25 protein-coding genes are annotated in these 25,144 nt (G+C 56.5%); 9 read left to right on the forward strand and 16 right to left on the reverse strand.

All coding sequences use genetic code 11. The features are described from left to right. Nucleotides 1-18 precede the first annotated feature (18 nt). On the reverse strand, nucleotides 19-300 hold the full coding sequence (locus QZ516_RS05595) for a SelT/SelW/SelH family protein (protein ID WP_297187414.1): 282 nt from the start codon (nucleotides 298-300) through the stop codon (nucleotides 19-21). Between the two features lie 56 nt (nucleotides 301-356). Between QZ516_RS05595 and QZ516_RS05600 the strand changes: the two genes are divergently transcribed. Together QZ516_RS05600 and dtd are read left to right on the forward strand one after the other, a co-directional pair. Continuing rightward, entirely contained in the window at nucleotides 357-1,307 is a 951-nt protein-coding gene (locus QZ516_RS05600) for a D-2-hydroxyacid dehydrogenase (RefSeq protein ID WP_297187415.1), read from the forward strand. A gap of 11 nt (nucleotides 1,308-1,318) precedes the next feature. Then, the gene (dtd, locus tag QZ516_RS05605) at nucleotides 1,319-1,756 is read left to right on the forward strand and encodes a D-aminoacyl-tRNA deacylase (RefSeq protein ID WP_297187416.1); all 438 of its coding nucleotides are present in this window, start codon (nucleotides 1,319-1,321) and stop codon (nucleotides 1,754-1,756) included. Between the two features lie 118 nt (nucleotides 1,757-1,874). Here dtd and QZ516_RS05610 read toward each other — a convergent pair whose 3' ends face one another. Both QZ516_RS05610 and QZ516_RS05615 read right to left on the reverse strand, forming a co-directional pair. Next, nucleotides 1,875-2,546, reverse strand: a complete 672-nt coding sequence (locus QZ516_RS05610; protein WP_297187417.1) for a hypothetical protein — start codon at nucleotides 2,544-2,546, stop codon at nucleotides 1,875-1,877. A gap of 58 nt (nucleotides 2,547-2,604) precedes the next feature. Next, entirely contained in the window at nucleotides 2,605-3,867 is a 1,263-nt protein-coding gene (locus QZ516_RS05615) for a 6-phosphofructokinase (protein ID WP_297187418.1), read from the reverse strand. A 190-nt stretch (nucleotides 3,868-4,057) separates the two neighbouring features. Here QZ516_RS05615 and mpl point away from each other — a divergent pair, with 190 nt between their 5' ends. Genes mpl through QZ516_RS05630 form a run of 3 tightly spaced genes read left to right on the forward strand, consistent with a single transcriptional unit; the run spans nucleotide 4,058 to nucleotide 6,646 of the window. Beyond that, nucleotides 4,058-5,428, forward strand: coding sequence for a UDP-N-acetylmuramate:L-alanyl-gamma-D-glutamyl-meso-diaminopimelate ligase (mpl, locus tag QZ516_RS05620; protein ID WP_297187420.1), 1,371 nt, complete (start codon nucleotides 4,058-4,060; stop codon nucleotides 5,426-5,428). Next, entirely contained in the window at nucleotides 5,415-6,023 is a 609-nt protein-coding gene (locus QZ516_RS05625) for a flavin prenyltransferase UbiX (protein ID WP_297187422.1), read from the forward strand. The genes mpl and QZ516_RS05625 overlap by 14 nt, the downstream gene beginning before the upstream one ends. Next, complete coding sequence (locus QZ516_RS05630) at nucleotides 6,023-6,646, forward strand: DUF2238 domain-containing protein (protein WP_297187424.1); 624 nt, start codon at nucleotides 6,023-6,025, stop codon at nucleotides 6,644-6,646. The genes QZ516_RS05625 and QZ516_RS05630 overlap by 1 nt, the downstream gene beginning before the upstream one ends. Nucleotides 6,647-6,659: 13 nt before the next feature. Here QZ516_RS05630 and QZ516_RS05635 read toward each other — a convergent pair whose 3' ends face one another. The 4 genes from QZ516_RS05635 to ytfE form a co-directional block, all read right to left on the reverse strand. Continuing rightward, entirely contained in the window at nucleotides 6,660-7,694 is a 1,035-nt protein-coding gene (locus QZ516_RS05635) for an MBL fold metallo-hydrolase (RefSeq protein ID WP_297187427.1), read from the reverse strand. Between the two features lie 103 nt (nucleotides 7,695-7,797). Then, nucleotides 7,798-8,157 (reverse strand): hypothetical protein, encoded by a 360-nt coding sequence (locus QZ516_RS05640; protein ID WP_297187429.1) that lies wholly within the window; start codon nucleotides 8,155-8,157, stop codon nucleotides 7,798-7,800. A gap of 34 nt (nucleotides 8,158-8,191) precedes the next feature. Then, a complete protein-coding gene (locus QZ516_RS05645; protein ID WP_297187430.1) occupies nucleotides 8,192-10,471 on the reverse strand; it encodes a nitric-oxide reductase large subunit in 2,280 nt (759 codons plus the stop codon). After that, nucleotides 10,464-11,144 (reverse strand): iron-sulfur cluster repair protein YtfE, encoded by a 681-nt coding sequence (gene ytfE, locus QZ516_RS05650; RefSeq protein WP_297187432.1) that lies wholly within the window; start codon nucleotides 11,142-11,144, stop codon nucleotides 10,464-10,466. The genes QZ516_RS05645 and ytfE overlap by 8 nt, the downstream gene beginning before the upstream one ends. 157 nt (nucleotides 11,145-11,301) lie before the next feature. Here ytfE and norR point away from each other — a divergent pair, with 157 nt between their 5' ends. Continuing rightward, the gene (gene norR / locus QZ516_RS05655) at nucleotides 11,302-12,861 is read left to right on the forward strand and encodes a nitric oxide reductase transcriptional regulator NorR (protein WP_297187434.1); all 1,560 of its coding nucleotides are present in this window, start codon (nucleotides 11,302-11,304) and stop codon (nucleotides 12,859-12,861) included. A gap of 26 nt (nucleotides 12,862-12,887) precedes the next feature. Here norR and QZ516_RS05660 read toward each other — a convergent pair whose 3' ends face one another. After that, complete coding sequence (locus tag QZ516_RS05660; RefSeq protein ID WP_297187436.1) at nucleotides 12,888-13,547, reverse strand: carboxylesterase; 660 nt, start codon at nucleotides 13,545-13,547, stop codon at nucleotides 12,888-12,890. A 112-nt stretch (nucleotides 13,548-13,659) separates the two neighbouring features. On the opposite strand from QZ516_RS05660, the gene QZ516_RS05665 reads away from it, so the two are divergent. After that, the gene (locus QZ516_RS05665) at nucleotides 13,660-14,313 is read left to right on the forward strand and encodes a glutathione S-transferase (RefSeq protein WP_297187438.1); all 654 of its coding nucleotides are present in this window, start codon (nucleotides 13,660-13,662) and stop codon (nucleotides 14,311-14,313) included. Here QZ516_RS05665 and panB read toward each other — a convergent pair. The 7 genes from panB to dksA all read right to left on the reverse strand — a co-directional run bounded on the left by panB (nucleotide 14,310) and on the right by dksA (nucleotide 20,938). Further along, nucleotides 14,310-15,098: a 3-methyl-2-oxobutanoate hydroxymethyltransferase gene (gene panB / locus QZ516_RS05670; protein ID WP_297187440.1), complete on the reverse strand. Its 789-nt coding sequence runs from the start codon at nucleotides 15,096-15,098 to the stop codon at nucleotides 14,310-14,312. The genes QZ516_RS05665 and panB overlap by 4 nt on opposite strands. 14 nt (nucleotides 15,099-15,112) lie before the next feature. Continuing rightward, nucleotides 15,113-15,796 carry a deoxynucleoside kinase gene (locus QZ516_RS05675; RefSeq protein WP_297187442.1) on the reverse strand — a complete coding sequence of 228 codons (684 nt, stop codon included), beginning with the start codon at nucleotides 15,794-15,796 and terminating at the stop codon, nucleotides 15,113-15,115. Continuing rightward, complete coding sequence (folK, locus tag QZ516_RS05680; protein ID WP_297187444.1) at nucleotides 15,780-16,289, reverse strand: 2-amino-4-hydroxy-6-hydroxymethyldihydropteridine diphosphokinase; 510 nt, start codon at nucleotides 16,287-16,289, stop codon at nucleotides 15,780-15,782. The genes QZ516_RS05675 and folK overlap by 17 nt, the downstream gene beginning before the upstream one ends. Then, nucleotides 16,282-17,649 carry a polynucleotide adenylyltransferase PcnB gene (pcnB, locus tag QZ516_RS05685; protein WP_297187446.1) on the reverse strand — a complete coding sequence of 456 codons (1,368 nt, stop codon included), beginning with the start codon at nucleotides 17,647-17,649 and terminating at the stop codon, nucleotides 16,282-16,284. Before pcnB ends, folK begins: the two co-directional genes overlap by 8 nt. A gap of 427 nt (nucleotides 17,650-18,076) precedes the next feature. Further along, nucleotides 18,077-19,447 (reverse strand): sigma-54 dependent transcriptional regulator, encoded by a 1,371-nt coding sequence (locus QZ516_RS05690; RefSeq protein ID WP_297187448.1) that lies wholly within the window; start codon nucleotides 19,445-19,447, stop codon nucleotides 18,077-18,079. Nucleotides 19,448-19,552: 105 nt separating this feature from the next. Further along, nucleotides 19,553-20,470: a tRNA glutamyl-Q(34) synthetase GluQRS gene (gene gluQRS, locus QZ516_RS05695; protein WP_297187450.1), complete on the reverse strand. Its 918-nt coding sequence runs from the start codon at nucleotides 20,468-20,470 to the stop codon at nucleotides 19,553-19,555. 21 nt (nucleotides 20,471-20,491) lie between these two features. Continuing rightward, nucleotides 20,492-20,938, reverse strand: coding sequence for an RNA polymerase-binding protein DksA (dksA, locus tag QZ516_RS05700; RefSeq protein ID WP_297187452.1), 447 nt, complete (start codon nucleotides 20,936-20,938; stop codon nucleotides 20,492-20,494). Between the two features lie 252 nt (nucleotides 20,939-21,190). Here dksA and QZ516_RS05705 point away from each other — a divergent pair, with 252 nt between their 5' ends. Further along, nucleotides 21,191-22,351 carry a pyridoxal phosphate-dependent aminotransferase gene (locus tag QZ516_RS05705; RefSeq protein WP_297187454.1) on the forward strand — a complete coding sequence of 387 codons (1,161 nt, stop codon included), beginning with the start codon at nucleotides 21,191-21,193 and terminating at the stop codon, nucleotides 22,349-22,351. Continuing rightward, entirely contained in the window at nucleotides 22,348-23,058 is a 711-nt protein-coding gene (gene sfsA, locus QZ516_RS05710; protein WP_297187456.1) for a DNA/RNA nuclease SfsA, read from the forward strand. The genes QZ516_RS05705 and sfsA overlap by 4 nt, the downstream gene beginning before the upstream one ends. A gap of 4 nt (nucleotides 23,059-23,062) precedes the next feature. Here sfsA and rep read toward each other — a convergent pair whose 3' ends face one another. Beyond that, nucleotides 23,063-25,096, reverse strand: a complete 2,034-nt coding sequence (gene rep, locus QZ516_RS05715) for a DNA helicase Rep (RefSeq protein WP_297187458.1) — start codon at nucleotides 25,094-25,096, stop codon at nucleotides 23,063-23,065. Nucleotides 25,097-25,144: the final 48 nt, after the last annotated feature.

Here is a 25,144-nt window from a genome sequence, read left to right on the forward strand (position 1 = left end):
CAGTCGTTGGTGAAGTATTTATCGGTCGGTATGGCCCAGCGGACGGCCGGGGTCAATCAGGTTGCGCACCCGTTGCTTGAGTATTTTTGCCTCTGGAAAACCGCCGTCCCGGGTGCGCTCCCAGAGCGACTGCTCATCGAAAAAAATTTCGAAGGTGCCGCTGATTTCTGCCGGTCTCAGGACAACTTCTGCAAGATCATCGGCAAAGGTGCTCAGCAGTTCCTGCGCCAGCCAGGCCGAGCGCAGCAGCCACTGACAGCGCGAACAATAGGTGATGACGATGCGCGGTTTCGGGGACATCGGGTACACTCCAGTGTCATGACGTGGGATGGCAAGATAACTTTCGGGCAGCAAATATGAAAGGGGTAATTCTCGACGCCGACAGCCTTGGATCGCAGGATGTGGATCTGCGGCCGATTACGGACCTGCCGTTGTCGTGGGCAGTCTATGGCAATACCGAGCCGACAGAACTCGCCGAACGCATCGCCGGCGCCGAGGTGGTGCTGACCAACAAGGTATTGATCGGGCCGGCAGACCTGACCCCCGAGCTGCGTTATATCGGCGTGCTGGCCACCGGTACCAATGTGGTGGAGATCAATGCCGCGAGGGCATGCGGTGTGGTGGTCACCAATGTGACAGGCTACGGTACCGGTTCGGTGGTTCAGCATACCTGGGTCATGATTCTGGCGCTGACAACCCGTCTGGCGGATTACAATATCGCCGCACTGGATGGGCGTTGGGCCGACAGTCGTACCTTTTGCCTGCTGGACTACCCGGTTTCAGAGTTGGCGGGAAAGACTCTCGGCATTATCGGATATGGGCGACTGGGTCAGGGGGTGGCGGAGATTGGTCGGGCGTTTTCCATGCGAGTGGCCATCGCCTCCCTGCCATGGCGACAGAGCGGTGGGGAAACCCGCATACCGCTGGACAGATTGCTTCGCGAAGCCGATGTGGTCAGTCTGCATTGCCCGCTCACAGCGGAAACCCGCCACCTGATTGGTCGGCGCGAGCTGGCCATGATGAAGCGGTCGGCATTGTTGATCAACTGTGCCAGAGGCGGTCTGGTGGATGAGCGGGCGCTGGCGGATGCACTGGAAGCTGGGGAGATTGCCGGTGCGGGGGTGGATGTGCTCACCGAAGAGCCCCCTGTCGATGGCAACCCGCTGCTCAACCCCGATCTGCCCAACCTGATTGTCACGCCCCATAGCGCATGGGTAGCTCGTGAGGCCAGGCAGCGCTTGGTCACTCTGGCAGCAGATAATCTGCGATCTTATCTGGCGGGTTCGCCAGTAAATCAGGTTCTGTAGGGGAGGGAGCCATGTTAGGACTGATACAGCGCGTCAGCTATGCCACTGTCGAGGTCAACGGCGACAGGGTCGGTGAAATTGGTCCGGGTCTCCTGCTGTTGCTGGGTGTTCAGGCCGGTGACAGTGAGGAAACTGCTGCCCGATTACTTCACAAGGTGCTCAACTACCGCATCTTTCCCGATGATGAGGGCAGGATGAACCTCGACCTTCAGCAGACGGGTGGCGGCCTGATGGTAGTTTCCCAGTTCACGCTGGCCGCCGATACCGGCAAGGGGTTGCGGCCGGGGTTCAGCAATGCCGCACCGCCAGATCGGGCGGAGGCACTTTACGATTATTTTTTGAGCAGGGCAGAGCATCTCTATCCGGATGTGGCCTCGGGAATTTTTGGCGCCAATATGCAAGTGAGTCTGTGCAATGATGGCCCGGTGACCTTTTTGCTGGAAGGGTGAAGCGGGAGACAAAAAAATGGCGCCGCTCCTTCAAGGTCACAGCACCATTGTGTTTTCCGGTGGGGGAGCCGAGAGTCCCCCTACAATTTTTTATTGAGTTGCTTTTATTGAGTTGCTTTTATTGAGTTACCTTGTTGAACACTTCGGTGGCGGTCTGTTCGATCATCGGGATTAGCAGGTCCTGGCCGTCCTGTTCAGCCTTGGCATTAAAGTCGTTGCCGGCAACTTTCTTGCCGTCGACGATACTACTCAGCTTGTAGTTAAGCGCAATGGAATCCCCTTTGCGGATAGTGCCCTGAGCCGCCGTCAGTTTCTCCATGGATTCCTGCTGCATCTGCACACTGGCAGCGGTATTAGCTACGTTTGCCGCAGTGGTGGCGGCGACAAAACTACCCATGCTCCCGCCCACACCGGCGTAAGGCAGCGCTGAGGAGATTACGCCGGCCCCGATGGACAGCGCCTTGCCCCAGCTTTTCTTTTTCTGGTAGTCCACATCGGCGGTCAGTATGTAATCACAGCCGGATTGTTTGGCCTCAGCGTCCAACTGGGCGGGTAGTCGGGACTGCAGAACCACCACTTCAAGCATCGGTCCACTGAGATAGGAGATCAGCATGTTTTGCACAGGGCTGGATACGTCCTGTCCGCTGGCACCCTGGCCGAGCTGGGCCTTGGGCGGGGCAATGGCAATACAGGGTTTCTGGCCCGCTGACGCTGCACTGACACCCATTGCGAGTGCGCATGCGAACAGCAAAACAGTAGAGCGGCGGCGTAGTGGGCAATTGGCGATCATGAGAGCTCCCGCTTCAATGAGTCATGAGGTCAGATAATGTGAACAGGATCTCATTTAATCAAATATCAAAGGGCGTGTTGAGCTTTTTTTTCACCGGCAATTTGGCGAGCCTGGCATAGTTCGGCACACCGTTGAGATAGGGTGGGTAGTCCTCGCCTTCGATCAGCGGCGCAAGATAGGTCCTTGCCAGTTGGGTGATGCCGAAACCGTCGCGTGAAATAAAATCACTGGGCATCTTCTTTTCAATATTGGCCACCTTGTCCAGTCCGACTTCTCCCAGCCGCCAGCTGTACTCCTCTCCGGCCAGCCGTTCGATGGTCACCATCACAGAATTTTTGCCGGCCAACGCGTATTCCACTGCAGCCTGGCCGACCGCATAAGCCTGTTCTACATCTGTGGCGGAAGCGATATGCCGTGCCGAGCGTTGCAGGTAGTCGGCCACGGCCCAATGGTATTTGTAACCCAGCTCGTGCTTGATCATCGCGGCCAGGGTGGGGGCCAGTCCACCCAGCTGCTGATGCCCGAATGCATCGGTGGTGACGGATCCGGCAATCATGGTGCCGTCGGAGTACTGGACTCCCTCCGAGGCGACGATGACACAGTAGCCCCGTTGCTGGACGGTCTGTTCGACTTTGGCAATGAACTCCTCCTGGGCGAAGGGGATCTCGGGGAACAGAATAATATGGGGCGGGTCGCCTGCCTGTTCCGCCGCCATGGCACTGGCGGCGGCAATCCATCCGGCGTGGCGCCCCATGACTTCCAGGATGAAGACTTTGGTGGAGGACTCGCACATTGCCGCGACATCGAGGCTTGCTTCTTTGGTAGAGATTGCCACGTATTTTGCAACGGAGCCAAAGCCCGGGCAATTGTCGGTGAAGGGCAGATCGTTATCCACGGTTTTCGGGATATGGATAGCCTGGATTGGATAACCCATTTTTTCCGAGAGCTGGGAGACTTTTAGGCAAGTGTCGGCAGAGTCGCCACCGCCATTGTAGAAAAAGTAGCCGATATTGTGGGCTTTGAATACCTGGATCAGCCGCTCGTACTCGGCGCGGTTTTCTTCCAGGCTCTTCAGCTTGTACCGGCAAGAGCCGAACGCACCGGAGGGGGTATGGCGCAGGGCCGCAATGGCGGCATCCGATTCCCTGCTGGTATCAATCATGTCCTCCCGCAGGGCACCGATAATGCCATTATGGCCCGCGTAGACCTTGCCGATTTTATCGCTGTGTCGACGAGCGGTTTCAATAACACCGCAGGCGCTGGCATTAATGACCGCTGTAACACCGCCGGACTGTGCATAGAAGGCATTTTTTTTCGGCATGGGTTCCCCCGTTGGACCGCAATTTTCAGCAGCGGCGAATCATACTGGAAAGCGTTGGGGATTTCATTTTTTATGGTGGCGTTGTAGCACCGGCTCCGACTAGACTTGCAGGGTAATTGAATCCGCCCGTGAGTTTGCCGGTCGATTCTTGTGCCGGAGTGCTACAACAGAGACAGGCTATCGAGACAGTATGCATATTCATATCCTAGGTATTTGCGGCACATTTATGGGCTCGCTCGCGCAGCTGGCCAAAGCCATGGGGCATGAGGTGTCCGGCTGCGACAGTAACGTTTACCCACCGATGAGCACCCAGCTGGAAAATGCCGGTATTACCCTGACGGAGGGCTACGACCCCGCTCAGCTTCATCCCGCACCGGATCTGGTGGTTATCGGCAATGCACTGTCCCGCGGCAACCCCGCGGTGGAATATGTGTTGGATAACGGTATTCCCTACACATCCGGTCCGCAGTGGTTGGGGGATTACTGCCTCCGCGATCGCTGGGTGCTGGCGGTGGCAGGAACCCACGGTAAAACCACCACCGCCAGTATGCTGGCGTGGATCCTGGAGTACGCCGGTATGCAGCCCGGCTTTCTGATCGGCGGGGTACCAAACAATTTCGGTGTTTCTGCACGGTTGGGTCACTCGGCCTTCTTTGTGGTGGAGGCGGATGAATATGACAGTGCGTTCTTTGACAAGCGCTCCAAGTTTGTTCACTACCGCCCGCGCACGGCCATTCTCAATAATTTGGAATTTGATCACGCCGATATTTTTGCCAACCTGGCTGCCATCCAGACCCAGTTCCACCATTTTGTCCGCACTATTCCCGGCCATGGTCTGATTGTCGCCCCGGTCGGGGATATTCCCCTACAGGCGGTGCTGGCAATGGGAAACTGGTCGGAGTATCAGCCTTTGGGTGATCCCGACAGTTGGGATGTGGAGGCCGTAGAACAGGACGGTTCGGTTTTTCGGATCAGCTACCAGGGTAAACCGCGCGGGGTTGTTCAGTGGACGCAGACTGGAGATCACAACATTGCCAACGGCATGGCCGCCATTGCGGCGGCTCATCATGTTGGTGTTACGCCTGAGGTGGCCTGTGAGGCGTTATGCCAGTTCAATGGCGTCAAACGTCGTATGGAAAAGCTGGCGACTATCGATGGTGTTTCGGTCTATGACGATTTTGCCCACCATCCCACTGCCATAGCGACGACCCTGGCCGGTTTGCGCCATCGGGTAGGCAGTGAAAAAATCCTCGCGGTCATTGAGCCGCGCTCCAACACCATGAAGCTGGGTGTTCATCGCGGCCACCTGGCCGGGGCTACCGGTGATGCCGATCGGGTGCTCTGGTTTCAGCCGGATAATGCGAGTTGGTCTCTGGCGGAGGAGGTGGCTACAGGGCCAGTTCCCGCTGAAGTGCTCGGGACGATTGATGAACTGGTCGGGCGGATTTTACAGTTGACGGTGGACGGCACCCATGTGGTGATTATGAGTAACGGCGGTTTTGGCGGTCTGCACAGCAAGCTGGTGACCGCACTTGAGGAGCGTGCCCATGGCAGAGTTTGATCGTTCGATAACCCTGGCAATGACCGGGGCGTCCGGTGCCCAGTATGGTTTGCGTCTGCTGGAATGTCTGGTTCAGGCCAACTGCCAGATCCAGTTCCTGATATCGGAAGCGGCGCGGGTTGTGGTGGAAACCGAGACAGAATTGACGTTGCCCGGGGACGAGGCGCTGGAGGATTTTCTAACCCTCAACTTTGATGCAGAGCCGGAACAGATCCTTGTCAATACCTCCCGCGACTGGTTTTCACCCGTGGCATCCGGGTCCGCTGCGCCCCGTTCCATGGTGATCTGTCCCGCCAGTGGCGGCACTATTTCTGCGATTGCCTGTGGTGCCAGCAACAATCTGATTGAGCGCGCGGCAGATGTGGTGATCAAGGAAAAACAACAGCTGATCGTGGTGCCCAGAGAGACGCCCCTGTCAGAATTGCATCTCGAGAATCTGCTCAAACTGGCCCGGCTGGGTGTCACCGTGATGCCGGCGATGCCGGGTTTTTACCAGAACCCGCAGACGATTGATGATCTGGTGGATTTTCTGGTGGCGAGGTTGCTCGATCATCTGGGAATCGAACAGGGCCTGCTACCCCGCTGGGGCGGGTGATGGCCACTAATCGAGAACTGTTGTGGTTGCTCGTTGTCCTGTTGGCCGTGCTGGTCTGGTCCTGGATCGAGCCGTTTGATCGCGCCACCTGGTGGCTTGAGGCGATCCCCGTGCTGATGGCCCTGCCGGTGCTGTACCTCACCCGGCGGGGTTTCCCGTTGACGCGACTTAGTTATTATCTGATTTTTCTGCACGCCGTGATTTTACTGGTGGGTGCCCACTATACCTATGCCCGGGTACCGTTGGGGTTTTTGGTGGCAGACTGGTTTGATTTCACCCGCAATCACTATGACCGTTTCGGGCACCTTGCCCAGGGCTTTGTGCCCGCGATTCTGGCGAGAGAGGTCCTCTGGCGCAATCGGGTTGTGGCCGGGCGCTACTGGCTGTTCTTTCTGGTCACCTGTTTCTGTCTGGCATTCAGCGCCTTTTATGAATTACTGGAGTGGTTGACTGCGGTGGTGGGTGGCGACGGTTCTGTCGAATTCCTCGGCACCCAGGGGGATGTCTGGGATGCCCAGTGGGATATGTTTATCGCGTTGCTCGGCGCGATAAGTGCCCAGTTGCTGCTGGGTGGCTGGCATGACCGGCAGATGGCGGTTGTCACTGGGTCAATGAAGCATTGATTTTGCCTGTGATTCAAACGCGCTGATACCAGTTCACCCCGGCTTTATCGGCCTGCATGGCGAGTTTTCCCTGTGCCATCAGGTAGTGCAGGTGGGCGTAACTTTCGCCAGTGGCCAGTACCAGCATCGAGTTGCCGATCGGTGCCTTGAAAAGCAGCGGAAACAGGTCAATCACCCGTGTTGGCCTGTCGCAATGTTCCACAACCTTTTCCAGGTCCCGTTCGTGGCCGTCGATCAGGGCCTGCAATCTCGGCTGGGCGCCGGTGAAGGGCAGGCCGTGTGAGGGCAGCACCAGCGTCTTTTCCGGTAGCAATGCCTTGAGTTTGTGGCAACTGTCGATCCATGCCTGCAGCGGGTTGCCGGCCGGTTCCATGGGCCAGACACTGACGTTGGAGGAAATGGTCGGCAGCAACTGGTCACCGGCGATAAACAGGTCCAGCTCGGGGCAGTGCAGGCAGGCGTGCTCGGGGGAGTGCCCCTCGCCCATGACCAGCTGCCAGCGACGCCCCCCGATGATGAAACTGTCGCCTTGCTGCAGTCGGTGATAAGTGGCCGGCATCCCTCGAACCATGCTCCCGAAAGAGCCAAATTTGGCGCGATAGTAACGCAGTTGTTCGTCACTGAAGCCGGCGGCCCGATAGAAGCTGATCGCCTCTTCCGGTGCTTCGCGGTTACTGTCGGCCAGCAGAATCCGACAATGCATATATTCGCTGCGGGACATCCAGAATTCGGCACCGCTGTGACGGCACAGCCAGGCTGCGAGTCCGATATGGTCCGGGTGCATGTGGGTGGCAATCAGGCGTTTTACCGGTTTTTTTGATGACACAATCGGCGAGAGTTTTAACCACAGTTCGGTGGTGTCCTCGGTGGCCAGCCCGGTATCGACTATCGTCCAGCCATCGTCTTCTTCAAGCAGCCACAGGTTGATATGGTCGAGTCGGAAGGGCAGGGGCATCCGCAGCCAGTGGACGCCGTCGGCGATCTGTTGGGGTACACCCGGTTTGGGTGGTTCGCGGAATGGATAATAGATGGGGGACGAATTTACCATGCAGGCCTCACAACGTGGCGGGACAGCTAATGATAGCAGAGTGATGCGTGTCCCGCGGAGTGAGAAGGTACCGGTGAGAGGACGCCCACACCGGTAGCCGTGATCAAGGAGCGGGTTTCAGGCGAATGCCGACGATATCTACCTGGTCGCCCAATTCAAATTCCCGGTTGGGGCTGCGAAATGCATGGGTTTCACCCTGTTCGGTTATGACTGTGTAGCGATCACCACTGAGGCCCGCCTGTTGCTGGGTTTTATCGCCGACCCAGGTACCGAGAAAGGCGCCGACAAGTGCGCCGGCGGGGCCACCGGCTGCACCGCCGATCAGGAACAGGATGGAGCCCCCGGTAATCTGTCCGCCAGTGTTGTCATTGCTGTGGCCGACCACCTCCGCCGAGTGAATGGCGGGGGTGATGAGCAATGTAATGAGCCCGGCGGCAGTTATTTTTTTAAACGATTTCAACATGATACTTCTCCTGTTAGTTGATGGGGAATGTGTATCAAACGGCGATATCTTCGCCATAAATATTTTGTCTTTGATGGCCAGAGGCGGGCCAGATGCCGCGTACTACCTGCCAGCTCACCGCCAGGGCCCCGACAATGAATACCACGTCACCCAGGGTGCGCACCCAGCGCAGGGTCACCAGTATGGGCTGCTGCAGAAAGGCTTCGCTGCGGGCGTACCAAAGACCCTCGGAGGCACTGCCGATAAATTGAATGATTCCTACCGGTAGCAGGCTGGTAAACAGCATCAGCACTAGGCCGCCGTTCATCCACCAAAAGGCGGTTTTCATCAGTCGCTCACTAAAAACCATTTCGGGGCGAATATAACGCAGGATCAGCAGGCAGAAGCCCAGTGCCAGGAAGCCGTATACTCCGAACAGGGCCGCATGCGCGTGGGTCGGTGTAGTGTTCAGGCCCTGCACGTAATACAGCGAAATGGGCGGATTGATCATAAAGCCCAATACGCCAGCACCCAGCATGTTCCAGAACGCTACAGCCACAAAGAACAACAGGGGCCACTTGATATCCTGCATCCAGGGGGCGCGGAATTTCAGTCGCCAGCTCTCCCATGCCTCATAACCCAACACGACCAGTGGCACTACTTCCAGCGCACTGAAGGTGGCGCCTACTGCCATAACAGGTGTGGTGGTGCCCGAGAAATACAAATGGTGAAAAGTGCCGGGTACACCGCCGAGTAAAAACAGGGACGCGGAGGCCAGGGATGCCGTTGTCGCCATGGTGCGTGACACCAGTCCCATGCTGCAGAAAATAAAGGCCAGTGCAGTGGTGGCAAATACCTCAAAGAAGCCCTCTACCCACAGATGTACCACCCACCAGCGCCAGTATTCCATAATGGAAATATGGGTGCGCTCGCCATAGAGCAGGCCGGCACTGTAGAACAGGCCGATAGCCACTACTGATGCTGTGAGCAACACCAGTAAGCTTTTATCGCCTCCCTGCTTGAGGGCTGGCACAATGCCGCGCATCATCAGCATCAGCCAGAAGGCAATGCCCGCGACTTTCAGAATCTGCCAGAAGCGCCCGAGGTCAACGTATTCGTAGCCTTGGTGCCCCAGCCAGAAGCTCCACTCGGCGGGCATGATCTGATTAATCGCGAAGAAGTTGCCGGTAAAGGAGCCGGCCACCACCGCAATCAACGCCCAGAAAAGAATATCTACGCCTAACTTTTGATATTTTGGATCCTTGCCACCGTTGATAATTGGTGCCAGGAACAGACCGGCAGCAAGAAAGCCCGTGGCAATCCAGAACATTGCCGACTGAATATGCCAGGTGCGCACCAGGCTGTAGGGGAGCCATTCGGACGTGTTGAGGCCGTAAAACCCCTGGCCTTCGACGGTGTAATGGGCGACAAAGCCGCCGAGAAACACCTGCAGGGTGAACAGTCCGACCACGGCAATCAGATACTTGCCCAACGCTTTCTGGGAAGGGGTTAGCGGAAAGGTGGTAATCGGGTCATTTTTGGGTGAGACCGGGTCTTCTTCGTCTTTCTTGCTCAGAAAGGCCCAGCCCCAGATTAAACCGCCTACACCGGCGATGAGAAAGACCACGCTTGCGATAGACCAGACAATGTTCTCCGCCGTGGGCTTGTTGCCAATCAGCGGTTCATGTGGCCAGTTATTGGTGTAGGTGGCTTCGCCCGGGTAGCGCTCGGTCGCCGCCGCCCATGCGGTCCAGAAGAAAAAGTCGGTTAGCTGCGCGCGCCGCTCACCACTGGGTAGTGTCACCTCTTTCATGGCGTAACTTTCCCGAGTGGACTGCAGTGTCGGCTCTCCGCCGAACAGACCATTGTAGTAGTCCGCTGTCTGGGCCATGGCTCGAGCCCGTCGCTCAGATACCGTCAGTACGTCCGTCTCCGGGTTATAGGTATTGGCCCGATAGGCCTGTTTCAATTCATACTGCAGCGTGTTTTTATCCCGGCCAGTCAGTGCGCCATAGTCGAGGCCAAATTCCTCTTGAGCGGCCAGTTCCAGCCAGGCAAGTAGCTCGCGGTGAAGCCAGTCGGCAGTCCAGTCCGGTGCCTGATAGGCGCCGTGACCCCAAATGGAACCAAGCTGCATGCCGCCTACTGACTGCCAGGCCGTCTGGCCATCGAGAATGCTTTCCCTGGTCATGATCTGGTGACCACTTATGGTCACCACCCTATCCGGTATGGGTGGTGCCTTGCGATATACCTCCACCCCGAAGTAGCCCAGCAGGGCAAAGGTGGCAGCCAGGACAGCGATCAGTGTCCACCACAATTTGTTGTATTTACCCATGACCATTAGCTCCCTGTGCATCGATGCGCTCAAACAGCAGGTTATTTTCCAGGTGGATGTGCTCCATGAGGTCGGCGCGGAACCAGTCCAATTGCCAGTAGAGCGCCTGCCAGGTATCGCAAGCATCATCGGGCAGGGTCAGGTTGTGGGTTAGCTGCTCTATCTGTTTCACCGACTGACCGTGCTGGTCGTGCTCAAAGCGCATCATGGCAATGGGGTTGATGGCATGATCAAATAGGTGACGCAAGAGCATGGGGAACAACACATTTTCTTCCTTGAGCATATGGCTCTCCAGTTCCTGGTGCATGGCCATCAGCAGGTTGGATAATCCTTTGGGGCAGTCCGGGTGCTCACGGTGGACCAGCTCTACCCGCGCGGCCAGCCGTACCAGTTCTGGCAGTTGCTCCCGGTGACGTTTATGGTAGCGCTCCAGAATATGGGGGATCAGTGTTTCGGGGGTCGCCTGGTGTGCAACCTGATCTGTACTTTCTGTCTGCTGCAGGGTGCTGAGTTGTGCGGCGATCGCCTTCGGGTTCAGGCCGCGGCAAATGGCGGCATCCTGCAGGCTTTCGTGCCCACCACAGCAGAAGTCCAGACGATGCTGATAAAAAACGCGGGTAGCACCGGGGATGGTTCGGGCCAGAGTGCCCAGCGGTTGTTGGAGAATGTTCATGATGCTCGCTCTCTCAAGATTTATGATTTGTCACAAGAGATAGAGCACAAGTCATGCCAGAAAAAATCTTGTTATTTTTTAATAAATTAAACATATTATGGTTGTTATAACCATTATCTGATATGGTTAAAATAACCATAATAGGGTTTATAAAACCATGATCGATTTGATGTTGTTGTCGGACCTGGTGGTCAACCTGCCGTCGGCGGTACGTTTGCAGCGGCTGGTGTCCGTGCTGCGGGAGCGGTTCCGGTGCGGGGCGGTGGCTGTGTTGCGCCTTGAGGAAAACCGGCTGCGCCCAATGGCGGTGGATGGCCTTGTGCATGAGACACTTGGCAGACGCTTTGTGGTAGCCCAGCATCCCAGGCTGGCGGCTATCCTCTCGCGCCGAGATCCAACCCGCTTTGAGCCTGGTAGTGATTTGCCAGACCCCTATGACGGCTTGCTCGACAGTCAGGTAGGTGAACCCCTGCCGGTGCACGACTGCATGGGTATCAGCCTCTATGTGGAGGGGGTTCAGTGGGGGGTGTTAACCCTGGACGCTCTGGATGCCGGGGCCTTCAGCGGTGAAGCCATGCAGACCTTGAAACACTTCGGCCTACTGGCGGAGGCCGCCATTCGTGTCACCCGGTTGGAGCAGGAGTTGCAGGGTCTGCGCCTGGTGCGGGAGCCTCATTCCGGGGACGGGGTATCGGTGGTTGAGGCGGAAGAGGAAATTGTTGGTCAAAGCGAGGCATTGCAGGCCCTGCTGCATGAATTGACGGTGGTGGCAGATTCCGAGCTGCCGGTGCTGCTGCTGGGAGAAACGGGGGTGGGCAAAGAGTTGTTCGCTCGCCGGGTGCACGTATTGTCTCGTCGTGCGGATCGACCTATGGTGCATGTCAACTGTGCTGCTCTACCGGAATCCTTGGCGGAGAGCGAGCTGTTCGGCCATGTAAAAGGCGCCTTTTCCGGGGCAATCAGCGAGCGTCCAGGGCGTTTTGAGGCGGCGGACGGCGGTACTTTGTTTCTCGATGAGGTGGGTGAGCTGCCGCTGTCGGTGCAGGCGAAGTTGTTGCGGGCCTTGCAGAATGGCGAGATTCAACGGCTTGGTTCGGACCGACCGCGACGGGTCAATGTACGCGTGATTGCCGCCACCAACCGCAACCTGCATGACAGTGTGCGCGACGGCGACTTCCGTGCCGATCTATATCATCGATTGTCTGTCTACCCGGTGCCGATTCCGCCTTTGCGGGAGCGGGGCAACGACGTGTTACTGTTGGCCGGTCGCTTTCTGGAGCTGAACCGGGCGCGCCTTGGTTTGCGCAGCTTGCGTCTGTCCCCTGACGCAGAAGTAGCTCTGTGCCGATACTTCTGGCCAGGGAATGTACGGGAGTTGGAGCACGTCATCAGCCGTGCCGTACTCAAGGCTGTCAGCCGGGGTGCGACACGCACCGAAATTATATCCCTGGGGGCGGCATTACTGGATTTAGACGAAGACGTTGCCAGGCAGGGCGCGGGCAGTTCGGTAACGGATGCATTGGTACCGTCGACAGTGATTGATATCGCTGAACTGCAGACGATCATGCCGCTGAAGGAGGTGGTGGAGCGCAGTCAGCGGCATGCCATTCAGCAGGCTTTGGACGCTAATCAGGGTAATTGGGCGTCCGCAGCGAGGATGTTGAATGTGGATGCCAGCAACCTGCACAAATTGGCGTATCGGCTGGGACTGAAATAAACCAGGACCACTGAAATGGCCTGTGATCAGTCCAGCACCTGTTGCAGCCAGCTGGAGGTGGCTGCAATCTCCTCCATACACACGGAGTGTCCCATGGGGAAGGTCTGGTAGTTGGGTTTGAAGCCCTGGTCACGCAAAAAGGTGACACTTTTCCGGCCCAGCTGTTCCGGCACAACATCGTCAGCGGTGCCGTGGAATATCTGCACGGGGAGTTGCCGGTTGGCGGGATGGATGTCGATTGAATCTGTGGTGGCAAAATAGGTGGATAAAGCCAGTAAGCCCGCCAGCGGTTTGGGGTAGCTGAGAGCTGCTTCGAAGCCGACGGCGCCGCCCTGGGAGAATCCGGCAATGACAATTCGCCGGCTGTCGATACCCCGTTCGATTTCCCGGTCAATGAGCTGCTGGATTTGGAGAGCAGAGTGTCGCAGTTGAGTCAGATCCACCTTGCGATCCAGCTCCATCTCCAGAATGTCGTACCAGGCTGGCATGATAAAGCCACCATTGATGGTCACTGGAAGCTGCGGCGCGTGGGGAAAGATAAAGCGGACCGGTAAAGTGGCGGGAAGCTGTAGTTCCGGCACCACCGGTTCAAAATCGTGGCCGTTGGCCCCCAGCCCGTGTAGCCATATGACAGCGGCATTTGCCGGTGAGGTGGGTTCTATTTCGACCCCGGGTAGTGGTTTCATATTTGCCTGAACTCCTGTTTTTACTGCTGGGCGGCCAGTATAAAGCCTGCTGGCGACCGGTGCGGAAAGTTTGCTACGCTGGCTCCGGTTGTTTTTTGCCGGATAGGTTCTGATGTTGCCTGTATTGTATTCCTTTCGCCGCTGTCCCTATGCCATCCGGGCACGCATGGCCATTTGCTATGCCGGTGTCCCCGTGGAATTGCGGGAAATTTTATTGAAGAACAAACCTCCGGGCATGCTGGCGGCTTCGCCGAAAGGCACGGTGCCGGTGCTGGTGCTGCCCGATGGCCGTGTGCTGGACGAAAGCTGTGATGTGATGCGTTGGGCGCTGGCTATTCATGATCCGGACAATTGGATGGATCCGGCCCTAAGCCGCGAAGCCTCCCGGCTGATTGCGGAGAATGACGGGTCCTTCAAAACCCATCTGGACCATTATAAGTATGCGGACCGCTACCCCGAGCAAACCCCGGTGCACTATCGTGCCGAAGGAGAGGTTTTTTTGCAGACCCTGGAAGTCTGCTTGCAGCAGCAGCCGTTCTTGCTCGGTCATCAACCGGGCTTTGCCGATGTGGCCATTTTTCCCTTTGTGCGGCAGTTTTCCCTGGTGGACCCGGACTGGTTTTCCGGCGCGCCCTATCCCAAATTGCAGGACTGGCTGAATGGCTGGCTGGCCTCCCCCCGATTTGTCTCGGTGATGGAGAAATATCCGGTCTGGCAGGACGGTGCCGCTGCGCGCTATTTTGGCTGCACGGCCGATAACGACTAGAAGCTTTGCGCGCTTTGTGGAAAAAGGCCCGTGCGCACAGCCTCGGCGTAGGCGTTCAGTGCAGCCGTTACATCACCGGTTTCTGCGAGAAAGTTTTTGGCGAAACTGGGCTGATGAGGTGACAGGCCGAGCATGTCGTAGAGTACTAACACCTGGGCGTCCGTGTCTGCACCGGCACCGATCCCGATCACTGGCGCGGCCAGCGTCTCGGTAATTGTTTTTGCCAGAGAGGCGGGTACGCACTCCAGTACCAGCAGGTCGATACCGGCTTTTTCCAGCGCCCTGGCATCGTTAATCATCTGTTCGGCGGCAGCTTCGTCCCGGCCCTGAACCCGATAGCCGCCGAGCTTGTTGACGGACTGGGGGGTAAGGCCGAGGTGGCCACATACCGGGATGCCCCTCTCGGTCAGCATGGCGACTGTTTTTGCCAGCCAGGCCCCGCCTTCCAGTTTGACCACGTGGGCGCCGGCCTGCATGATCCGCGCGGCATTGTCCATCGCCTGCTGTTCCGTCGCGTAGGCCATAAAGGGCAGGTCCGCGACGATCAGGGATTTGCTGTTGCCCCGTCGCACAGCACTGACGTGGTAGGCCATGTGTTCCATAGTGACGGGAAGCGTGCTGTCCTGTCCCTGTATGACGTTGCCCAGCGAGTCGCCTACCAGCACAACTTCAATGCCCACCTGTTCGATCAGTCGCGAGAAGGCGGCGTCATAAGCAGTGATTACCGGAAATTTGTTACCCTGCTGCTTGAGTTTGTACAGGGTGTTGATGGTGACCGTTTTCATGGGCGATGGTCCTGTCACAAATGAGCTTGTGGATTGTAGTAGTGGCGCCCGGTCTTGATGTTCAGCAAATAGGCCAGCAGGTTTTGGTAGTCCCGCTCGTTATTGGCGAGATCGATGTCTGCTGCATTGACAATCAACAGTGGGGCCTCATCGTAATAATAAAAAAAACGGGTGTAGGCATCGTTGAGCTGATGGAGATAGGTGGCGTCTATGGCTTTCTCTGCCTCGGTCCCGCGCCGCTGAACCCGGTCGAGCAATATTTCGGTGGGTGCCTGGAGATAAATCACCAGATCCGGTGTGGGGGCATCGATGGTGAGCTGCTGGTACACCGTCTGATACAGCTTTAATTCATCATCGTCCAGCGTGATTTGGGCGAACAGTTGGTCTTTGTCGATCAGAAAATCTGCCACCCGGACCTGCTGGAAGATATCGCCTTGCCGCATTTCCTGAATTTGCCGGGCACGGTGGAACAGGAAGAACAGTTGTGCCGGAAGTGCTCCCGAGCGCCGATCTTCGTAAAAGCGCTCGAGGAAGGGGTTTTGTTCGGGCTCCTCCAGCAGCGTGTCGTAGTTAAAACTGCCCGCCAGTCGCTTGGCCAGCGTGGTTTTACCCACGCCAATAGGCCCTTCCACCGCAATAAACCCCGGCAGTTTCTGGTGTGCCTGCCCAGGCTTCAGATCGTTAGTCAGTTGTTCCACAGGGATCTCCAGACGAGAGGCGAACGATACCGTCAGATGGGCAGTTTTCCAAGTGTAAAACCAGTGGCGTGCCATCGGGAAAAATCAGCTGTTCATGAATCTCCGCCAATGGCAACAGGACAAAGTTTCTGAGATGGAGTCCGGGGTGGGGAATCTGCAGGTCGGTGTCGTCAATAATCTGTCCGCCATAAAGCAGAATATCCAGATCGAGGGTGCGCGGCCCCCAATGCCTGTCCTTTTTTCGCTGGTGTAGCTGTTCGATGGCTTGCAGCGCCTCAAGCAGCTTTCGGGGGGTGAGTGATGTCTGCAGCTTGGCGACGCCATTGATGAAGTCTGGCTGGTCCTGTGGCCCCATTGGCGCGCTCCGATACCAGCTGGATATCGTCATCAGGCTGGTGCCTGGTAGAGATGCCAGTTCGATAACCGCGTTCCGGAGTTGTTGCAGTGGTTGGTCGAGGTTGCTACCCAGCCCGATATAGGTGATTTCAGTCATGGTCTGGCTGAGCTGCGGCCGGTGACCGACGCGGCCGCCGCCGCCGACGTTTTTTGGTGGGGAGCGGCTCTGCCAGTGAGCTGACCATCTTGAGTCGCTGATCTTCGTCCATTTCCTGAAAGTGGGTCCACCAGGCTCCCAGGCCGGGTTCCAGCTCGCCGGCATCCTCCCGCAATAACAGGAAGTCATAACTGGCACGAAAGCGTTTGTTTTCCATCAGGCGGAAGGCCTGACTGCCATTGCGGCGGGGCAGGCGCAACTGCATCTCCCAGATTTCTCGCATTGGCATGCTGAAGCGGCGGGGAATGGCTACCCGCTGGCAGGCTCGGTGGAGCACGTCTGCCGTGGCCTGTTGCAAGGCGTACACCGGAGAGGTATTGGATCGCTCAAATTTCGTGTTGGCCTGTTTGGCCGCCGGCCAGAGCAGTGCGGCAAACAAAAATGCCGGTGTCACCCGTTTGCCTGAACGAATGCGTTTGTCGGTATTGGTCAGGGCCTGCTCGATAAACTCAAGGTACCAGCCGGGGTCTTCATCCAGGGCCTCTTCGGTAGCGGGAAACAACAGGCGAAACAGACCATACTCCCGGAGCAGTCGGAATGTGGCCAGGGCCTGACCGTGCATCAGTAGTTTGAGGACCTCATCAAACAGCCGTGCCGGTGGAATGTCTGCCAGCAGGTGTGCCATTTTGCTGATGGCGGCGGCGCTTTTTCCCTCGATACTGAAGCCGAGTTTTCCGGCAAAGCGAATGGCTCGTAACATCCTGACCGGATCTTCCCGGTAGCGTACCTCGGGGTCGCCGATGATCCTGATTATGCGCTGCTCTATGTCTGCCAGGCCATTGGCATAGTCATAGACACTATTATCCTGCGGGTGATAATAGAGTGCGTTCATGGTGAAATCGCGACGACTGGCATCTTCATTGATAGAGCCGAAGAGGTTATCTCTCAGCAGCAGGCCCTTGGCGGACCGGTGTGACTCATCCCGGCTATTTGAGCCCTGTTCGGTGTGATGGGCCCGAAAGGTGGTCACCTCGATGATTTCAGCACCCATGCGGACATGCACAATCTGGAAGCGGCGGCCGACTATACGGGCTCGCCGGAACAGCTTGTTTACCTGCTCGGGGGTGGCATCGGTGGCCACGTCGAAATCCTTGGGGCTCAGCCCCAGCATCAGGTCGCGGACACAACCGCCGACCAGGTAGGCCTGAAAGCCATCACTGACGAGTTGTTCGACAACCTTTCTCGCACCACTGGTAATCTGCCTGGCGGAGAGCGGGTGCCCCCCGGAACGGACAATATGGGGTTCGCTGATAACTGGGAGAGCGTGTCTCCTGAAATATTTGGAAAGCTTCTTTAGCATGTTGTGGTGGCGTAGACCCGTAAACTGGCGATTCTAGCACAGGGTATGACAAAAAGACCGTTGGCAGTCACGCTGACATTGATCTGGGATCAGATCAACTCGGGGGCCATTAAACGCGGGCCATTAAAAAAGGGGAAGCGTTCAAGCTTCCCCCCGTATCCCATAGGCTATTGGTCGATGGGTCTACCCCCCTTATCAACCTCCTAGCAATCCATCCTGTATTATTTTTATTATTTATTTTTTTAATAGTTGCTGTTTTTATTGTGTCTTTAATTTAGCAGGAAGCGTGCCAAAAAATTAAAACCTTTTTAAACAGCAAGTTACGTATTTTTTTGTGACATGGCGCACATAATTCGACCGGTTTTGTTACCTATCTACACGACGATCTGGTTAATAAGGTAACAGTTGGTTTTAGTGGCACAGCTCACTAATCATTTTTCTGCCGTGGGATACCCAGCTTCTGGCGTCGTTCCCATAGGCATTTTCGACTGATGCCCAGTTTTCTGGCCAGTTCGGTCTCGCTCATGGCTTCCTGGTGTTCCAGTACAAAGCGGGTGAAATAATCCTCGAGCGACAACCCTTCCGGGGGATCTGTGTCGATATGCTTGATATTGGCCGGAGTCGAACGTAGACGACTGGGTTCGTCTCCAACCTCCACCAATGACAGTTCAATGCCCAGCAAGTCATGACTGATCTGCTCGTTCTCATCACAGAGAATACTGGCCCGCTCCAGGGAGTTCTCCAGCTCGCGGATATTGCCCGGCCAGTTGTACATGGTAATGGCCTGGATGGCATCCGGTGCCAGCTTGAGATGTTGCCTGTCGAGCTTTTGACCCTGTTTGGCCAACAGCATGTCAGCAATTTCCAGGATATCCTTGCCCCGTTCCCGCAACGGTGGCAGGTTCAGGTTAACCACGTTGATCCGGTAAAACAGGTCTTCGCGAAAGCGACCCTGTTCGCAGAGTTTTTTCAGATTGCGATGGGTCGCTGCCACAAGGCGAACATCCACCTTGCGCGACTTGACCGAGCCGATGGCGCGGACCTCTTTTTCCTGTAATACCCGCAACAGTCTTGCCTGGGCTTCCAGCGGCAGTTCGCCCACTTCGTCCAGGAATAGTGTGCCGCCATCTGCAGCTGCGACAAGACCTTTACGTGCTTCAGTGGCGCCGGTGAATGCCCCTTTTTCATGACCAAACAATTCCGCTTCAATCAGTGTTTCGGGGATCGCTGCGCAGTTAACGCAGATGAGTTGTTTTTTTGCCCGAGGACTTTCATTGTGAATGGCGCTGGCAGCCAGTTCCTTGCCGGTGCCGGTTTCCCCATGGATCAGAACCGTCGCATCGGTTCGGGCGACTTTCTGAATAATGTTGTAAACGGTTTTCATGGCGGCACTGGAGCCGATCATGCCGCGATTGGACAGGTCGGGGGCATGGTGCTGCCCGACAGGGCGAGGCTTGTCCATGATACGGGTCACAGCCTCCAACAGCTCCCTGTGGTCGAAGGGTTTGGGGATGTAATCGACTGCCCCCATGCGCATGGTTTCCACCGCGGATTTGAGGCTGGCGTAGCTGGTCATGATCAATACCGGCACTGCGCCGGCCAACTGAATCAGGTCGGTGCCCGGGGCGCCGGGAAGTCGCAGATCGCTGATGATCATTGAAAAGTCAGCGAGCTCGAAACGATTGAGCGCATCTTCGATATTTTTGGCTTCACGGGTCTCGAAATGGTGATGCTCAAGCAGCCTTCTCAGTGAAGTGCGAAAAATATCTTCGTCTTCAACAATCAGAATCTTGTTCATGGCTAACCTGTATCAGTATGCGATCTGGGTTGCTTGCCGACCCGGGGGTAATGCTCCATTAGACTCGGTCAGACAATTTAGGCAATGGGACGGGCGCTGTTCATTCTACAGTGCTGGCGCCGGTATTTGTATCAGGCGGGGTAATTGAGTTCGGTGCCAGTTGCGTACGCCCCACTCGATCAATACTTCCTGATTGGTGTCCGGCAGGTCAGCGGGCGGTTGCATGCCCAGCCAGTGCATGGCCGCGAGAAGGTTTGCCCCCGCTCGCCGGTTGTCCACCGGCGGTGCCAGGTTCTGCTTGCTGAGTTTGTGTCCCTGTTCATTGACGGCGATCGGGAGATGTCCGTAGACGGGGGTCGGCAGGGTTAACCGTTGCTGCAGACAGATTTGTCGTGCGGTGGAGTCAAGTAAATCGCTGCCGCGGATAATGTGGCTGATACCCTGGTATGCATCATCGATGACCACCGCCAGTTGGTAGGCAAACAGGCCATCTTTGCGAAGGAGCACGAAATCGCCCGCGGTTTGCCTGACCCATTGTTGTTGTCGGCCCTGAAAAAGATCGGTGAATTCGATAGAGCAGTTGTTGGGAACCGACAGTCGGAGAGCATGTGGTTGACGGGGATCGCCGGGAACACAGCTGCGCTGATGCAGGCCGCCGGTATCTTGCAGGACCTGGCGACTGCAATGGCAGGGGTACGCGAGGCCGCTGTGGCTGAGTTTTTCCAGTGCGGCAAGGTAAGCCTCGCTGCGCTGGCTCTGGTAGAGGGGCTGTCCATCCCAGAGCAGGCTGTGGGCTTCGAGTTGGCGGAGGATGGTATCTTCAGCGCCGGGCAGCTGGCGGGGGGGATCGATATCCTCCATGCGCACCAGCCAGGTTCCGCCCTGAGCTTTTGCATCAAGATAGCTGGCCAGCGCGGTAACCAGTGAACCAAAATGCAATGGGCCGGTGGGAGAAGGCGCAAAACGCCCTGTGTAGGCGGGGCTGTTACAGGGTGAGACCATAGTAGCTGAGGGAAGTGGCAAGTTGCCATTTCCCTCAAGGCTTCAACCACCGGTCAGTTGCTTTTCCCTGATTTCATCAAGGGTTTTACAGTCGACGCAAAGGTTTGCTGTGGGGCGAGCTTCCAGGCGACGGATACCAATATCGACACCACACTGATCACAAAAGCCGTAGTCATTGGCTTCGATTCGCTCGATGGTGCTGTCAATTTTCCTGATTAGTTTGCGTTCCCGGTCGCGGGTTCTCAGCTCCAGGCTGAACTCCTCTTCCTGCGTGGCGCGGTCGGCAGGATCCGGAAAGTTGGCCGCTTCATCCTTCATGTGGGATACGGTTCGATCAACTTCTTCCATCAGCTCGCGTTTCCAGGCCAGCAGAATCTGCTTGAAGTGGCTGCGCTGATTGTCGTTCATGAACTCCTCACCCTTCTTTTCCTTGTAGGGGGTGAAGCCATGAAGTGAGGCAATGGTGACAGTTTCTGCTTTCTTAGGCATCTTTTTCCATTCTCGGTAATTTGCGAGACCCGCGTTTATAGTGCCAGCGGGAAAATTTTTCAAGTAAAAAAACTGTTTTCCCAATATTAAACAATTATCGACGTGTATGGGACGTTGCAATTGCAAGGCCAGAGTATAGCAATTTGTACCCTCTGTTTGGTTAACAGTGAAATCATCGCATAATGCCAAGGGTAATCCTAAACACCGATGACATTTTCCAGAAGTAGTGTTGTAGCTCAAGGGCAGAATATCATGCAAACAGCGGAAAGAACCCGCCAGCTAACCTCTTTCAAAGTGGTGGATTTTCTTGAAGCTGCAAAGCGGCTTGAGGCAGCGGGCCGGGATATCATTCACATGGAGATCGGTGAACCCCGCTTCGCTACTGCAACCCCGATTGTTGAAGCGGCCCGTTTGGCGCTGGATCAGGGTAAAACAGGATATACGCCGTCCTGCGGTATTCCCGAACTGCGTCTTGCCATCAGTGATTATTATCGCCAGCGCTACGGTGTAGCGGTTGATCCTGAGCGCGTGATTGTCACCACCGGTAGCAGTGCCGCCCTGGGGATGGTCTTTGAACTGTTGCTGAATCCCGGTGATGGATTCTTGTTGGCGGACCCCGGTTATCCCTGTAATGCCAATTTTGTCCGGCGACTGGATGCTGAACCCCAGCTCGTACCGGTGGGCCCTGAGCATAATTATCAGTTGGTCGCGGATCTGATCAAGTGCCACTGGCAGACCAATACGGTTGGTGCCATGGTCGCGACCCCCAGTAACCCTACCGGGTCAGTCATTGACCGGGATCAGATGTCAGGCCTGTATCGGGCAGTTGCCTCCCAGGGTGGCACACTGGTGGTGGATGAGATTTATCACGGCCTGACCTACACGGCTGCGCCGCTCAGTTCTGCCCTTGAGGTGGCTGAGGATGTGCTGGTGGTAAACAGCTTCTCCAAGTATTTTGGGATGACCGGCTGGCGGTTGGGCTGGGTGGTCGTACCCGAGGCATTTGTCGATCTGATTACGATGATGGCCCAGAATTTTTATATTGCCAGTCCCACCCTGTCGCAGTATGCAGCGCTTGCGGCCTTTCAACCGGAGACCCTGTCGATACTGGATGGGCGTTGTGCGGAATTTCAAAAGCGCCGGGATTATCTGGTGCCAGCACTGCAGCAACTCGGGTTTGCTGTTGCCGGGCTGCCCGAGGGTGCCTTTTATGTCTACGCAGATGTGTCTGCCTTGACCGATAACTGTGAAGATTTTTGCTGGCGGTTGTTGAACGAGCACGGCGTGGCCTGTACCCCGGGGACGGACTTTGGTCAGTACCGCGCCAGTCAGCATGTGCGTTTTGCCTATACTGAACCACTGCCGCGATTACAGTTGGCGGTGCAGCGGATTGAACGGGCGTTACAGCCATGAAGATTGTTCCGCCGTTTGAACGGGCCACATTGATTAAACGCTACAAGCGGTTTCTCGCCGATATACGGTTGTCCAGTGGTGAAGAAATGACGATCCACTGCCCGAATACCGGCTCCATGAAAAACTGTTGGCAAGCGGAGTCGCCGTGCTGGTTTTCCCGCTCTGATGATCCCCGACGGAAATTGTCGGGAACCCTGGAAATCACTACCACATCGGATGGCTTTCTTGCCGGCGTCAATACCAACCGGCCCAACAGGCTGGTTCGCGAAGCGATTGAACACGGCGTTATTGCAGAGCTGCAGGGTTATGAGTCGATTCGTGCGGAAGTGAAATACGGTGCCGAGAACAGTCGTATTGATCTATTGCTGACTGGGGAAGGTCTTGCGCCCTGCTATGTGGAGGTCAAGAACACGACCCTGGGCGCAGGTGGTGGCCGGGTGTTGTTTCCCGATGCGGTCACCGAGCGTGGTACCAAGCATCTTCGGGAATTGATCAGTATGGTCCAGCAGGGTCACCGTGCGGTACTGGTGTTTTGTGTGCAGCACAGTGGTGCCGATTGTGCAGGGCCCGCCGATGAAATTGATCCGCTGTATGGCGCGACCCTGCGACAGGCGATTGCTGCGGGTGTTGAAGTGCTGGTTTACGGATGCAGGCTGGCTGAGGATGAAATCGTCATTGACCGCCGCCTGCCTTTTGTCATCCGTTGATTCCTTAGGCAAACAATCCTTTCAGGGCATCCAGTGAATCGCGACCTTTTTGCCGGGCTACCTCGGGATCGCTCGACTGCCCCATGCCCTCTTTTTCGAGATCCTCCTGCGGCAGTTCATCGATAAAGCGGCTCGGTGTTGTCTCGGCGATCTCGCCGAACAGTTTCCGCCTGGCGGCCATGGTCATGGTCAGGGTCTGTCTGGCCCGGGTAATGCCGACGTACGCGAGACGCCGTTCCTCTTCGATGGTATCCCCGTCGATGCTGTTGCGGTGGGGCAGCAGGCCCTCTTCCATGCCGATCATGAACACGTGGGGGAATTCCAGGCCCTTGGCGGCGTGCAGGGTCATCAGCTGTACCTTGTCATCGGCGGAATCCTCCTCCTGGCGGTCGAGAATGTCCCGCAGCACCAGCTTGGCGATCGCATCTTCCACCGCGGTATCCTGCTGCTCCCGCTCTCCGGCAATAGCCAGCTCGTCCCTGGCCAGCAGTTGCCGGATTTGCTCAATCAGAAAGTTGACATTTTCCATGCGTTTTTCTGCAACCTTGCCGCTGCTGGCGTTCTGGTGCAGCCAGCCTTCATAGTCCATATCGTTGACCATTTCACGGATGGCAGCAATCGGGTCTGCATTGCTGCAGTTGCTGGTCACCTGACCAATCCAGTGCCTGAAACGTTGCAGCCGTTCCAGGTTGTTGGGCGCCAGTTGGCACTGCAGACCCAGCTCATCGATACCATCCATCAGGGAAATCTGCCGTTCGTTGGCGTAACGTCCCAGTTTTTCCAGTGTCGATGTGCCGATCTGACGGCGCGGTGTGTTGATGATTCGCAAGAAGGCATTGTCGTCATCGCCGTTCACCATCAGGCGAAGGTAGGCCATGATGTCCTTGATCTCGGTGCGGGCGTAAAACGAGGTGCCGCCACTGAGCTGATAGGGCACACCCTGGGCCTGCAGCTTCAGCTCCAGCAATCTGGCCTGGTGATTGCCCCGGTAGAGCACGGCGAAATCGCGGAAGTGACAACTTTTTCGCAATTTCGTATCGAGAATTTCATTGACGATTCGTTCGGTTTCCGCCTCCTCGTTGGCGGTGAGGATGATCCGCAATGGGGCCCCCGGACCCAGTTCACTCCAGAGAGACTTGCTGAACAGGTGAGGATTGTTGTCGATCAGTCGGTTGGCCGCCCTGAGAATGCGGCCAGTAGAACGGTAGTTTTGCTCCAGCTTGATGACATGAAGCTCGGGGAAATCCTCCTGCAATTGCTGCAGGTTTTCGGGCCTGGCGCCGCGCCAGGCATAAATGGACTGATCGTCGTCACCCACCACGGTCAGTGATCGCCTCGCTCCCACCAGCAATTTCACCAGTTGGTACTGGGCAAAGTTGGTGTCCTGATACTCATCCACCAGCAGGTAACGAATGCGATTCTGCCATTTATCGAGGGTTTCCGGCGATTGCTGAAACAGCAATGACGGAATCAGGATCAGGTCATCGAAGTCCACTGCGTTGTAGGCCCGCAGGGCATCCGTATAGCGCTGGTAGACCAGCGCTATCGCCTGTTCTTCACTATTTGCGGCGTTCGCAAGGGTTTGGGACGGTGTCAGCAGGTCATTTTTCCAGCTGGAAATCTGGTGTTGTACCCTGTCCAGATGATCGGCGTCCAGGTCCGACTTTTTCAGCATCAGTTCCTGTAGCAGGCTTTTTGCGTCCTCTGCATCGAAAATGGAAAACCCGGGCTTAAAGCCGAGCTGGACGATTTCGCTGCGGATAATGTGCAGGCCGAGATTGTGAAAAGTGGAGACGGTCAGCCCCTTGGCCTGCTGGCCGCTGACCAGCTTGGCTGCCCGCGCCTTCATCTCCCGGGCGGCTTTATTGGTGAAAGTGACGGCCGCAATATGGCGGGCACTGATGCCGCATTGCTGAATCAGGTGGGCGATCTTGCTGGTGATGACACTGGTTTTGCCACTGCCGGCACCGGCCAGCACCAGCAATGGGCCATCAATGTAATTTACTGCAGCGCGTTGCTGGCTATTGAGTTTGTTCAAGTCAGTTTGCCGGTTTTGGAGGATGATCAGTGAGTCGCGGATTGTAGC

Origin of the sequence: uncultured Porticoccus sp. (assembly GCF_913061305.1) — a bacterium.
Lineage (GTDB): Bacteria > Pseudomonadota > Gammaproteobacteria > Pseudomonadales > Porticoccaceae > Porticoccus.